Annotated in this window: 17 protein-coding genes; 12 read left to right on the top strand and 5 right to left on the bottom strand. The window is 36.1% G+C overall.

Annotation, left to right across the window (positions count from 1 at the left end):
* Positions 1–56 precede the first annotated feature (56 nt).
* Entirely contained in the window at positions 57–1,283 is a 1,227-nt protein-coding gene (locus tag MKX39_RS20500) for a hypothetical protein (protein ID WP_340771709.1), read from the top strand.
* Positions 1,284–1,330: 47 nt separating this feature from the next.
* Here the strand turns inward: MKX39_RS20500 and MKX39_RS20495 are convergent, their stop codons facing one another.
* A complete protein-coding gene (locus MKX39_RS20495; RefSeq protein ID WP_340771707.1) occupies positions 1,331–1,648 on the bottom strand; it encodes a hypothetical protein in 318 nt (105 codons plus the stop codon).
* Between the two features lie 299 nt (positions 1,649–1,947).
* Between MKX39_RS20495 and MKX39_RS20490 the strand changes: the two genes are divergently transcribed.
* Both MKX39_RS20490 and MKX39_RS20485 read left to right on the top strand, forming a co-directional pair.
* Positions 1,948–2,436 (top strand): hypothetical protein, encoded by a 489-nt coding sequence (locus MKX39_RS20490; protein WP_340764975.1) that lies wholly within the window; start codon positions 1,948–1,950, stop codon positions 2,434–2,436.
* Positions 2,420–2,917, top strand: a complete 498-nt coding sequence (locus MKX39_RS20485) for a hypothetical protein (RefSeq protein WP_340771706.1) — start codon at positions 2,420–2,422, stop codon at positions 2,915–2,917. The genes MKX39_RS20490 and MKX39_RS20485 overlap by 17 nt, the downstream gene beginning before the upstream one ends.
* A gap of 155 nt (positions 2,918–3,072) precedes the next feature.
* Here MKX39_RS20485 and MKX39_RS20480 read toward each other — a convergent pair whose 3' ends face one another.
* From MKX39_RS20480 to MKX39_RS20465, 4 genes are all read right to left on the bottom strand, one after another.
* Positions 3,073–3,729: a hypothetical protein gene (locus MKX39_RS20480; RefSeq protein ID WP_340764972.1), complete on the bottom strand. Its 657-nt coding sequence runs from the start codon at positions 3,727–3,729 to the stop codon at positions 3,073–3,075.
* A gap of 191 nt (positions 3,730–3,920) precedes the next feature.
* Positions 3,921–4,742 (bottom strand): ATP-dependent DNA ligase, encoded by an 822-nt coding sequence (locus MKX39_RS20475; RefSeq protein WP_340771704.1) that lies wholly within the window; start codon positions 4,740–4,742, stop codon positions 3,921–3,923.
* Between the two features lie 133 nt (positions 4,743–4,875).
* Positions 4,876–5,619 (bottom strand): hypothetical protein, encoded by a 744-nt coding sequence (locus tag MKX39_RS20470; RefSeq protein WP_340771702.1) that lies wholly within the window; start codon positions 5,617–5,619, stop codon positions 4,876–4,878.
* 19 nt (positions 5,620–5,638) lie between these two features.
* Positions 5,639–6,307 (bottom strand): hypothetical protein, encoded by a 669-nt coding sequence (locus MKX39_RS20465; protein WP_340771700.1) that lies wholly within the window; start codon positions 6,305–6,307, stop codon positions 5,639–5,641.
* 383 nt (positions 6,308–6,690) lie between these two features.
* On the opposite strand from MKX39_RS20465, the gene MKX39_RS20460 reads away from it, so the two are divergent.
* The 9 genes from MKX39_RS20460 to MKX39_RS20420 all read left to right on the top strand — a co-directional run bounded on the left by MKX39_RS20460 (position 6,691) and on the right by MKX39_RS20420 (position 12,876).
* Positions 6,691–7,497 (top strand): metallophosphoesterase, encoded by an 807-nt coding sequence (locus MKX39_RS20460; RefSeq protein WP_340771697.1) that lies wholly within the window; start codon positions 6,691–6,693, stop codon positions 7,495–7,497.
* A gap of 59 nt (positions 7,498–7,556) precedes the next feature.
* Complete coding sequence (locus MKX39_RS20455) at positions 7,557–8,201, top strand: Bax inhibitor-1/YccA family protein (RefSeq protein WP_340764962.1); 645 nt, start codon at positions 7,557–7,559, stop codon at positions 8,199–8,201.
* Between the two features lie 76 nt (positions 8,202–8,277).
* A complete protein-coding gene (locus MKX39_RS20450; RefSeq protein WP_340764960.1) occupies positions 8,278–8,439 on the top strand; it encodes a hypothetical protein in 162 nt (53 codons plus the stop codon).
* Between the two features lie 131 nt (positions 8,440–8,570).
* On the top strand, positions 8,571–8,765 hold the full coding sequence (locus MKX39_RS20445) for a hypothetical protein (RefSeq protein WP_340764958.1): 195 nt from the start codon (positions 8,571–8,573) through the stop codon (positions 8,763–8,765).
* Between the two features lie 49 nt (positions 8,766–8,814).
* Entirely contained in the window at positions 8,815–9,192 is a 378-nt protein-coding gene (locus MKX39_RS20440; protein WP_340764957.1) for a hypothetical protein, read from the top strand.
* A gap of 13 nt (positions 9,193–9,205) precedes the next feature.
* Positions 9,206–9,625 carry a hypothetical protein gene (locus tag MKX39_RS20435; protein ID WP_340764956.1) on the top strand — a complete coding sequence of 140 codons (420 nt, stop codon included), beginning with the start codon at positions 9,206–9,208 and terminating at the stop codon, positions 9,623–9,625.
* Between the two features lie 223 nt (positions 9,626–9,848).
* Positions 9,849–10,052 carry a hypothetical protein gene (locus MKX39_RS20430; protein ID WP_340764954.1) on the top strand — a complete coding sequence of 68 codons (204 nt, stop codon included), beginning with the start codon at positions 9,849–9,851 and terminating at the stop codon, positions 10,050–10,052.
* A gap of 312 nt (positions 10,053–10,364) precedes the next feature.
* Positions 10,365–11,561 carry an RtcB family protein gene (locus tag MKX39_RS20425; protein WP_340764952.1) on the top strand — a complete coding sequence of 399 codons (1,197 nt, stop codon included), beginning with the start codon at positions 10,365–10,367 and terminating at the stop codon, positions 11,559–11,561.
* 244 nt (positions 11,562–11,805) lie between these two features.
* Positions 11,806–12,876 (top strand): hypothetical protein, encoded by a 1,071-nt coding sequence (locus MKX39_RS20420; protein ID WP_340771695.1) that lies wholly within the window; start codon positions 11,806–11,808, stop codon positions 12,874–12,876.
* The last annotated feature ends 127 nt before the right edge of the window (positions 12,877–13,003 follow it).

Below are 13,003 nucleotides of genomic sequence, written 5' to 3'. Positions count from 1 at the left end.
TAATTAATGTAAAATATAATTTACAAGTTACATTCTAGAATTGAGGTGAAAATAGTTTGCGAGATGTCAATCTATGTGCTTCCACTTTAATTGATGCTGTCAGCGTGGCTAGTGCTTTGCCGCAACCGGGAAACCTGCAACTAAATGATCAAGTCAACCTGATTAGAAGAAGAGGTCTTATGAAAAAGCTGGTTCAAATAATTTATGAAGGAAAAAAAATTCCTGAAATAATGGAGACGGAAATTGAGAAAGGTGCAACAGACCTTACTGAGACAGCCACTTGTTATTTTGATCAGATTGGTCCTGGAGTACGTTTTAGTCAAAAAGCTGATTATTTTTACCATTTTGTTTTGCTCCATGAGGAAAAGCGATACAAGTTGACATTTCCAATATTTGAACAGAACATAGAAGCTTTATTGGTAGGAGCTATTTGGGCGACGGAACCAGAAAAATTCTTGCAACTGTCAGAATACTCGATAACAATAGAATCTAATAATACAAAAAGGCCAAAGAAGTATTTGATGACTCCAAACGAAAAACGTATCACCTTACGTCCTGAGTTGTTCATTTTATTTTTGGAACTTGAAGATAAAGCTATGTATGGTTTAATGGATAGAAATATTAAGCGAGCAGAGAGCTATATATGTAATGATGATGATGGTGATTTTAAAGATGATTTATATCTGTTGCTTAATTGGTCAATTGCTTACAATGATGTGGTTAGCAGTAACCAACATTCCGGTATAGACAATTATGATTTAGATATTTTTTATAACTTTGAACAGTTTAAATCTTGGGCAATTCAAAATGGTTATGTTAGAGGTGCCAGGCTAGAGCAAGTAGATTTGCTGAAACCAGTTTCCCCTAGTAATTATGAGTGGATCGACCCAAATTTAGTTTTTCCGAAAGCTTCTTTGATAGAAAAGAAAGCGTCATTCCGACCGACAAGATATTATGCAAACATAGATTATACAAAGTTTGAGCCATTCGCAGTGCAAATGAGCATAGAGGTAACCCATGATGGGAAAACACAATCTATTAGAGAATGGAGTGAAGAGACTGGTTTACGTATTGACTTATTATATAATCGATACCTTATGAACAAATCCTCCTTTTTAGACCCTGATGTTAAAAGGATGCATGAGTGGCCGATTAATTACGAAGGTGAGACTCTTTCTGTTCGTGAATGGGCTAATAGATTAAATATCCCTGAGACAACGATTATAAATCGAATAAAATTGGGATGGGAAGCAGAAAGGCTGTTACAACAGGTAAAAAAATAAAAAGAGACGGAAAGAACCAGCGTGAGGGTTCGTACCGTCTCTTTTTATTATTTCCGCTCTAAGAGATAGATTACTTCACCTTTTTGAATACTTCCAGCATCTTTTCCTTGGTTTGCATAGGGGAAAAGCGATACCGCATCAGCAACATATTTACCATTGTTTAATTCGCGTTGTAACAACCATACACTTTGACCTTCGTCGACTACATGAGCGACTACTTCGTAATCATTCAATTGATTATACGAATTCTTCTCAGCAGCATTTGCAAACACTTGACCTAAGCTACCTGCATGTTGCACGTCAGAAACGACCATTCCCATAAAAAACGCCATAAATAAACCCGTTACTATCCAAATCTTTCTCAATTACGCCAGCTCCCTTTTTAATTAGCGAGTATTCTCGCACCTTTTTTCATTCATTGGCGTAATATATGCAAAAACATCCCTTTTGATAAGGTTTGGAAGTAAACCAGACTAAATTATTCAGATATAGAATATTGCTTATGAGAATTTTTCGACAAAACACATTTCTTTCCTTCATCATAACAGAACAAGTGTTCTGTAGTCAATAGAGTTTTCATTTGGTTCGCTTTTATACGCTATTCTTTTTCGAATGGAATTTTGTATAACTCATACAATGAAGTATAGAAAAGGGGGAGTTATGTTTGCATACAAAAGGAAATTGGAAGGTCTTTGAAACCTTCTCCTATATCATAGGGGGAACAGTATTGTTTGTTTACTTGATTTTGGTAGGAAGTGGAACATTAGACAATAAAGATAGAGTCAAGAAGCCAATGACTGAGTACAATCCAGTAGCAGTAGCAGAGGAAAACTCTATGTTTTATATTAATTTCATAATGAGCGATTCTATTAGTAATATTTTAACTGCAGGCGTTTACAAACCATCTAACTTATCAGAAAGAAACATATTGCTACAAGCAATGATTGCTGAAAGAAATAACTTAAAAGTTCTGCAAGACAGAGCTACCGACCGTCTAGATCAAACAATCGAAAAAGTCATTAAACTAGCTGCCATTACAGAGGTTCATTTGATTGATGGCGACCGTAAAGACGAAGTGGAAAATGCTTATAAGATTTTGCAACAAGATATAAAAGAACTTAAGGAGGACATTTCAAATGAAACCATTTCATAAAACATTACTATTTCTCATCGCAGTCGTGCTGGTTTTTGTTAGTTTGTATTTTGCAAATGGTTATCAAGAAAATCCATACGAGGACATCACCTTAGAAGAGGTATTGTATATAGGGAAAGTGACAGACCAGATATTATTAGTGGGCGAGATTAACTCACTGGCTATAAAGAATGGAACGTTAACCAATGTATATGGAAAAGAAATTCGTAAAGAAAAAGATTGGAAGGATGAAACCCAAAAGTGGTTTGATATCACAAAGGAACAGGCTTCCATAGAATTAACTGCTCCTACAGAACGTTTTAAACCACTTGAAAAAAAGTACAAGAAGGTTATGAATAAGTATCTAGATGATGTAGAATTAATGGAGAAAGTCATTTTTCAACAAGATAAAGAAGCAAAAATTAGTTTCTTGCATGGACAATCAAATGTATCCTTTTTGGTTCAAGAAGTTCACACAGAGATGAAAAAGTTTAAGCAATAACAGCATAGGCCCTTAACAGGTTTTTTTTGCTTCATAAAGAACTTACAGTTTGTTTGCTTTTCAGTAAATATAGTGTCGTAAATGTTATTATAATTCTTCGGAAAGAAAAAGCCCTCTCTTAAGAACGGAAATGTTCTAAAGGGAGGGCGAAATGTTCATTTGTTACTAGAAGCAATCATATCTACAAAATTATGCATGATATCCATTAGATATATTTCTATATCGTCATAAAGTTCGAAAACAATATCTCTTTGTTTTTGAGGCTCTAATTCAAAAGTAATATTTGAATTTAACTGGTCAACAATGTTCGCAAGTTTTGACTCTTCAATAAGAAAGCAATCTCTATGTCTATAATTGGCGTCACCATCTACTCGTTGCGGGTATTCTACGATTTGGTCAAAAACTATTTGGCAAAGGTTTCTCAGATGTAACAGATAAGCTTCTCGTGTCTCCAGAAGGATTGATTTCTTCAACTGCAGAAGATACTCGTTTTTTAAGAACTCTTGGTACGATAGATTTACAACCTTGTAAATTCGTTGATTGATTTCCTCTCGTTTGCTTAATCCATCTCTCATTCGATTCAACGAGTTAGAGAAGGAAGGTGAAGCAATTCTAATACAATTTGCGACACTTCCCATAATGCGTGATTGTACAAGCTTATCCAACTTTTCTAGAATGTTCTTCGAAAGTTCCACTACGTTTTTGTCTAAATAGGAATGAGCAAATACATCTGCATCACTACTATATTTTGCTTCGACATATTCATCGAAAAATTCCTCAACTTCTGCTAAATACGTGTAACATCTTTCCACAATAACCATTCCTCTCAAGTTAAATGTGAAAATGACAAATTTTGTTCATGGGTTATGTATGTAGGTAGTTTACTATCTTGATATGAATTAGATAAGTGATGAATAGGAACATGCTTGTTATTTTCACTATATGTATCGGAGAATTAATAAAGAAGTTTAGAGGCAAGAAGATTAGAACAAAAAAAGTGGAGTTAAGACCACTCCACAAATGAAGGTATTCTCAATAATCCGTTTTTGGTCAAGTTTCTATATTTAATTTTTGCTCTCATTTTCGGATCTAAATATATATACTTTTCATTTTCTTCTAAAATAAAGTCTTTATAATGTCTGTAGAATTCATGTCTATTCTTGGTTGTCATAAATTCTAATACGCCAGCATATTTGCCGTTTTCAAAATTAAGAAGCAATCCAAATTTATCTTTTCTTAGTCCGGCTATATAAACAGTGTCATACTGATAACTAATAAGTTTTAACCAGTCATCTGAACGTTTGTTGATCTGGTATCGCGAATTAGATTTTTTTTGTACGATCCCTTCAAGTTTGTGCTGCTTGATCAATTCAAAATAAGCAGTCCCGTTTCCTTCCACCCACTGCACTTTGTTTAGAAGGGGACTATCTTCGGTGACGACAGTAGCTAGCGTTTCTTTTCTTTCTAACAGCGGATAACTTGTTATTCGTTTGCCATTGAAATAGAGAATATCAAAGACACTAAAAGATATCGCATGTTCTGAGCTCTTTGACATAAAACGTTCCATCAAGGCTTCAAAATCTGGTTTTCCGAGTTCGTTCGTGACGATGATCTCGCCATCGAGCACAGTTCCATTCGGAAGTGACAAATTTGCTAATTCCGGAAACTTGGAAGTGATTTCGTTGTTGTGCCTTGTATATATTCGTACTCTATTATCAAATTTTGTCCATATTGTTCGAATTCCATCTAGCTTTAGTTCTGTGATATGCGTTATTTCATCAATTGGCTCAGTTGATTTTTGTAGTAACATTGGGGAAACAAACATGATTATCACCTCGTTCCCATTATATCACGACAGCAAACTGATTTTTCGTGGCAAATAGAGTAAGTAAACCATAAATTATGGAGGTTGTTATTATTGAAGGTCCTATAAGAAAAATAAGAAAAAGACCGCATAATTAAGCGGTCAACAGGGGATTCGTATACCATTTGTAATAATTATCTTGCAAGTCCTCTAATGCAACATGCAGGGCGGTTCTATCATCCCTTAGATAACGTTCCGAGAATTCTGAGAACTGATCTAGTAGCATATAGCGATTGTAGTCTATGAATCGAACTTTGAGGTCTTCTCCTACCAAAACATTCGAGCCATTCAAATCAAGAGGTATAACATGATGTTCTAAACACATGTGAATGTAATCCTCAATCTGTTTAAATATGCCTTGCTGAAGAGATGGATATCCACTAGTTTTTAAAAAAGTATCTAAATTAATGCCGGATACCTTTGATACAATTATTGCGAAATCATTTGAAGCCAGTCGTTTCATCAATCGTTCATCATCTGGTAGTCGCGAAAAAATTTCTTCTTCATCAATAGTAGGGAATTCTCCCTCATTAATATCTGAAAAATGTTCATCGTTATATAACTTAAGAATAGAATTAGGAAGTTCTTTGTGGGTAAATGCAGCAGAATAGGAACCGCCATTTATTGGAGTCCACCCAACCTTGTGACAAGCCTCTATCATTAGGTTGAAGTAAAAATCTTCATCTTCCCACTCGTCATCGAATTCATTCCCTTTCGAATTTAATTCTCGCTTTTCATCAAATGTTTTTTGTGCAGTTTCTAAATCCGGTAGATGTTCTTTGGCCCCTTCGAAATCTTCATATACTTTCCATTTACCTATCCAAGAAAATGTCTTCATAGTAACGCTCCTTTTTATTTCATCCTGCGAAAGCTCTGCGTTTTAAGAATACATACTGCCAATCATTCGATACAAAATCTATCCATGTATCTCTGGAGACTCCGTTACGGTTCGCCAAATGGAACCTAGCAACAGGAGTGAATCGGTTGTAATCAATACAATAAGGAATATCTTCCCTTAAAATGATGTTCTCGCCGTGCATGTCGTTTGGAACTAAACCTCGTTCTATACAACTATTGGAAAACTCGAACAAATTTTCCTCGATACTCTTTTGATTTTCTTTCAAGTAGGCAGAACAAGCATGTTCTAGTAAATCGCCTTTGATAAATTCCACGACGCAACCATAGTTAAAGCTGGCAAATAATTTAGGAACGCCAGGAACATCTTTTAATACATCGAGTACTTCATGTTCCTGTACCGTAGCATTTTCTAAGTTGTACAATTCGCTCATGTGCTCTACACCATAAATTTTCAATAAGAGACCTGGTAATGATTCATGTTGAAAAACGCGATTATAATAGCCCTTATCAACCCAAACCCAACCTAATTCGGTAGCTTCTTCTTGCAATTTCATACTTTCGGCAAAGCCGTATTGTTCAAATTTGTGCATCGGTAACAATTCTAATAATTCTGCGGGAGCATCCTCGTACATTGTCCAATTGCAGTTCCTTTTTACTTGTGTATTCAATCTGTCACACCCCTTTTTCTTCATTTGTTACATAATATGCAGGATTCAACAGTCTTATCATTCTTACAGGCTATTAAAATGAAGCGTTTTTCATATAATAGAGGGATAAAATAAAAAAGGAGACATAGAATTGTCTTGTCAGGAAGAGAACGGAGTAATCAAAGAGGTTAAATCTAATACCGGACAGAGAATTTCGTCTAAAAGCAGAAAACAACTTGAATGTTTGGGAGCTAGCTCGCTTTGGAAAAAAGGCGAAACGAAAATCTAAACGACAAATGAATAGATATCAACGTCGTTTGGAGAAAAGAGAAGTCTTAAATGAACGACTCAATGATTAAGAGGGAGGGAAAGTAGTCGTTTCTATAGAGCGATTGCGTATTTGTATGAAAATAGGACACTTATCGGATTTACATTTAGATATTAATCAGGAACACGTAGAAGAAGATATCGTTAAAGTACTGTGTAATACAATCAAGGAGAAAGACTGGGACATCTTGTTGATTTCAGGGGATATTTCCAATCATATGGATGATACCTTGTCCATTTTGCATGAAATAGAAAAACAGACTGGTAGACCAGTTCATTTCGTTCCGGGGAATCACGATTTGGCTAGGACGATTTCAATGGGGAGTGACGACGTGTTAGCTTCCTATCTTGCTGACAAATCAGTACCTATAGGCAAGCCCGCCATTTACGGGGATATAGCTATTGTGGGGGCACTTGGTTGGTATGATTATAGCTATGGCCCTCATACGCATACAGCAGACCTACTAGCACGTTTGAAGGGAAGTCTTTGGTACGATGGTGGTCATATTAATTTCAAGGATGGAGATATTGACATCTCGGAAAGATTCTTGAGACAACTTGCAGACGATCTTGCAAAGGTAAAAGACAAACAGGTATGGGTGATGACACATTTCGTTCCATATGAATCGAACATTCGGTATATAGATACTACTTGGAACATTTGCAACGCCTATATGGGTTCGGAATCTGTTGGAGAATTATTAGACATCCATGAAAACGTTCGATATGTATCTTTTGGACATACGCATACGCGTGCTGGAGTAAAAGAATCAGACCAGAAGACAATTGTGTTGAATCCACTTGGTTATTTTGACGAATGGAAGACAGATTCCTTTGAAAAAGAACTCGAGAATGTATTCGTCATAGTGGAATGGAAGAAGTAGAAATAAGAAGGAACCGTCATGCATAAGATAAAAGGACATAACAATAAAGGGGACAAAAAATGGAAACAAAAGTGAATAAAAATGAAAATGCAATTAGAATTTTACAGAAAGTCATGTTCTTCTTTGGTTTGATGTGGCTAGTTTCGGGAGTGGGACTAATATTTGGTCAATACGTGCCTTCATCTTTACTCATTCCGTTAATCATTGTCGAATTGGGTTTAGTTATAGCCGTTGTGTTTGCACGTAAATCCAAGGCTGTAGGAAAGTTCTTAGCATTGCTTTTTGCCCTCGTCAGTGGGATTGTGTTATATTCATCCATCTCTTATTATGTGGGAGAATTAGGAGGGCAATTAGTGCTCACTGTATTCCTTACAACTGCTATAGTCTTTGCGATATACGGGATAATTGGATTTAATCTGAAGAAAGATTTGGCAGGTTGGGGAAGTTATTTATTCATCGCTCTAATCGTACTTGTCGTCTTAATGGTCGTGAATATGATATTTCCTATGAGAGAGACATGGATGCTTGTAGCTTCAGGGTTTGGCGTCTTATTATTCTCCTTTTACACGATCTACGACTTCAATTCGTTGAGACACCGACAACTTTCAGTTGATGATGTTCCATCACTTGCTCTTAATCTATATCTAGATTTTCTTAATCTATTCCTGGACTTGTTGCGAATCGTTAACTATTTCAAGAACTAATGGGCAGCCTCGGCTGCCTTTTTATATTGTTACATGTCGTATTGCATATAGTAAAAGACAGAGAAAGGAAGATGATATGAGTAACTATGAGAAGAGAATAGAAGATGAAAGAAGAAAACAATTTATAGAGATGTACGAGAAAACATTTGGAGTAGAATGTCAAATAGAAGAAATAGACAGACATAACAAAACAGTACTAGTAATCAATATCTGGGGTATCAAAAGTAATTGGATTTAGAAAACGTAGCCTCTGTAAAAGCAGAAGGCTTTTTTATGTTATTGTAGTCGCTATTTCTATTTTGCATATAATAGACGGATTCTAATAAAAAGGACAGGCAAAGCCTGAATATACAAAGGGAGAGGATTCTTATGAAAGCTAGATGTCCAAGGAACACTAGCCATCAGCAATTTATTGCCATTGCAAATGTAACGCAAAAGTGGGTTGTAGATGAAGACGGCAAGTTTCAGAAAGAAATAAAGATTTTAGAGGTTGTTCATGGGCCAGATACGCATAATGTATGGAATTGTGCCATATGTGATACAAAAGCTATCGTATCTGTATGAAGCATTTAAAGTGAATTTAGAAAAATGATTATATCAGGAGGGAAATGTTATGAAGACAACTTATATTCATCAGTTACCAGAAATATTAAAGGGAAAAATCTATGTTGCTTTGAAGGAAATCATCCAGGATAAAGATTTACTGGATGAAGCGATGAATAGTAGGTTGTCCGATCTGGAAGATACGATCGACATTAGACCTTTTATTGCTGAGATGGAATTCTGGAAAAACCTCGGAAGAGAAGTTGCTCAATTTGAGCTTGGAGATACGCTGTGGGATAAGACAGGGAAATTGTATCTAGTGGTCAAAAACCCCTCGCTTCCAAATCGAATCACAGCAGAGACGGCTATGTCGTTATATGAAGATGATTTGTTAGAAGGTATATCTACACAGGAAGAAGTTGTTAATTTCAATTGGACGAAATCATAAGGAGGAAAAATTTATGCCAACAGCAAAGACTATTCAAGAGATAAAAGATAACATGGTAGTGCCCGAATCCTATGCTATAGTACGGATAAAAGGGGAAGATAGAGAGTATCATGTTTGTGATATTTTCGAGGATGATCACTATCTCTTACCAGAAACATGCATGATGGTGGTAGTGGAACATTTTCAGTTGTTCATGGAATTCATGAAAAACTTGCCAGACATGCAACAATTTGCAGATGGCGATACATTACCGTATTGGAGAGATGATACTGTAGTGGGTCCAGGGGAAACGACAAGAATCTTCTATAAAGATGTGAATACAGAGCGTAAGGTATTGGTTGGCTACGATGACTATCCCGTGATTTGTTTGGAACTAAACAGTAAGCATTACGTGAATGAAAGTGAGAAATGGACTGCGGAAGACAAAAGGTAATCAAGGTATTAATATTGTTTCGTATTTGTAAGCAGTAGATTACTGTAAAGCTTAAAATTAAACTTACAGACCATCAGTTATTTAACTGGTGGTTTTTTATGTAAAGGAGCAGAAGAGATTAATATGGTGGTTCGTTGTTGATTATAGAGTATCTGCATATAGTAGAAGGATTTAACTAATCTGTTCAAGCACTGCTTGCAATTTGAAAAGGAGGAAAAAGAATATGGAACAAAAACAAGTCACTGTAGGTTGTAGGCACTTAGATGCCGTTATTGCTATAAGAGACCATGGATGGAGATTCGAGGGTTCCCCACAAAGACCATTGCTTGTGCCTCCTTTAGAAGACGAAAGAAGGCAATGGACAGCTATGTGGGATGAACATGGATACCCACACTGGCTACCGAGGTGCTCAGAAGGAAAAGTATAGCAGAAAGGTGGAAGATAGAACAGAAAATAGGCACTTGCGAACTTTGCGATGTAGAAGATGTACTTGGTTTGTGCGGCTAAAAGTCGCATGCAGTATGCATAAAATTGAAATACGAAAGAAGCGGGATTTATCCGTTTCTTTTTTTATTTCATACAACTTGGTTGTGAGACCCGTCTTAAGAAAATGTGAACAAAATTATGATAGATGTGTAGTATATTACATTTTAGTTGTGTCTCTACTTATATCTGCATATCATAGGAGGATTAATAAAAAAAGGACAGGTTAGCCTGTATTCAAAAGGAGAGATATTTTATGGCAGAAATTATTCTAAGTGGAAAATATGATAGTGCAAAGGTGTTCACTGAAAACATTGATGATGTAACGATTGGACAGATTATCAATTTCTTAAATCAACCGTTTGTTGAGGGTGCAAATACCAGAATCATGCCTGATACACACGCTGGAAAAGGTGCTGTTATTGGAACAACAATGATAATTACTGACAAAATCGTTCCTAATTTAGTAGGGGTCGATATTGGTTGTGGGATGCTTTGTGTAGAAGTCGAAAAACAATTAGTTGATTTTGCACTTCTGGATACTTTAATCAATAAATTAGTACCTTCAGGACAGACGAACAGAAAAACTGCTCATCAATATGTTAACAAAATACCACTTGATGAAGTTATTGCACCATTCTCGAAAGAAAGAGCTATTCTCTCAGTGGGAAGCCTTGGAGGAGGGAATCACTTTATAGAAATGAACGTTTCAGAGGATGGTAGATTATTTCTTATCATTCATTCTGGTTCTCGTCATTTAGGAGTGAAAGTAGCAAGTTATCATCAAAAGAAAGGTATTGAGGCATTAGCTAAAGACCTGGACGGACTAGAGATGGTTATTGAACAGTTGAAAGCAGAAGGAAGACAAAAAGAAATACAGCAAACAATTCAATCGTACAAGTCTACCAAACCGAAAATTCCAAATGAACTTGCTTATGTGGAAGGAAAGTTAATGGATGATTACCTGCATGATTTGAAAATTGCTCAAGATCTAGCTAAGTGGAATCGTGCTGCTATGATGCAAGTAATTATCCAAGCTATGGGGTTCAAAGAGGTAGGACGAATTGACACTATTCACAACTATGTAGACTTGGAGCAGATGATTCTGCGAAAAGGAGCTATTTCTGCTAAGTCAGGAGAAGAAGTACTGATCCCGATTAATATGAGAGATGGCTCTATTCTTGCGAAAGGAAAAGGCAATACTGATTGGAACCAATCTGCACCTCATGGAGCAGGAAGAATTTACTCTCGCTCAAAAGCGAAAGAAGTTTTGAAAATAGAAGACTTCACCGAAACGATGAGGGGCGTTTACTCTACGAGTGTGCGTCAAGAAACACTGGATGAATCACCGTTTGCCTACAAACCAATGGAAGAAATCATCGAGAACACGAAGGATACAATTGATATTCAGGCTATTTTAAAGCCAATTTATAACTTTAAAGCGACAGAATAAAATTAATACAGAAGTGATATGCAGACGCCTCGGCGTCTTTTTATATATATAAAAACAGATTATCCGACACTTTAATAATAGTAAATAACAAAAGAGGTCATCAAGATGAAAAAAGAACCATAAGAGTAACTGTTTAAGAACAGAATTTTATCTTCGTTGTTACCTTCCTAACAACTGCATATCATAGAACGATTCAAACAAAATAGGACAGGTTCGCCTGTACATAAAAAAGGAGACGGTATGCATGGTAAACGTCAAAGAACATAAAAAGGAAGAAACGACAGAGGAACGTCTGGATTATAGACTAACTAAAAAGTATTTGAATGGGTATTTGAAGTCGAAAGAAGAAATATTGGAAATTGCCAAGAGTGAAGGAAAGGATAAAATTTACCGAGTATTGTCGTTTGGAGGAGGTACACAATCTAGTCATCTATTAGAAGCTCATTTCCAAAATCTTGTAAAATATGATTATATTGTCTTTTCTGACACAGGTGCAGAACCTCAATTTATTCATGAACAAGTGGCTTTCTGGCAAAAAAGACAAATTGAAATGAGTAATAAGACTCCGTTTATTATCACGACCCACAATAGTATGAAAAACGGTCTCGAAGAAATGCTTATGAGGTATATATTTACGGATTATCAACGTTTTCAAATGCCTCTATATTTTAACAAGGTGACTGAGAACGGAGAAATTGTTCCAGGTGGACTGATGCCAAGGCAATGTACCGGAGATTTCAAAATCGTACCCGTGCAACAAGCGGTGCGAAATAGAATTAAAGAGGAGTTGGGATTAAGAAGAAGCCAACCAATGCCTAAAAACATCGGGATAATCATGGATATAGGGTTCTCTTTTGACGAGGTGAACCGAGTAGGTGGTTATGTATCGCATCAATCCAAGTATATATATCTAGCATATCCTTTAATAGAAGAAGGGCTGACAACAAGAGATAGTATCCACTTCTTAGAAGAAAATAACTTTCCGAGCAAGCGATCTAGATGTTATTTCTGTCCATTTAACTGCTCTGGTGACAAAGGGAAGGCAATTGGAATGGAATGGGAAGAAATTATAAGAGAAGAACCTATCAGTTTCTTGAAAGCCTGTTTCTTCGATGATCAACTCCGTAGTGTACAAGCGACAGGTAAGAAGAACATGCGTAGCATCCCTTATTTCCATTCGAGTCGAACTCCACTTAGAGAGTTCTATCAAGCTGAATTCGACAAATTAGAGAAAATGCATGTAGAAGAAATGGAGAGCTGGATATTGCACTGGTATGCTTTTCTTAATCAAAAATATTTGAAAGCCGCTGCATAATATTTTAATAAGACAATAATTATATTATGTTAACTAATTGGGTGAAATGAAATAGACTTCTAGGTAGGAGAGAATAAAATGGAAAACGAATGCAATTGCGAAAAAATGTATGATTGCTGTGATTGTG

It is taken from the genome of Psychrobacillus sp. FSL K6-1464, from assembly GCF_038003145.1.
GTDB classification, from domain to species: domain Bacteria; phylum Bacillota; class Bacilli; order Bacillales_A; family Planococcaceae; genus Psychrobacillus; species Psychrobacillus psychrotolerans.
Note: the sequence above shows the minus strand (reverse complement) of the source record. Positions and strands in the feature narration are given on the sequence as shown.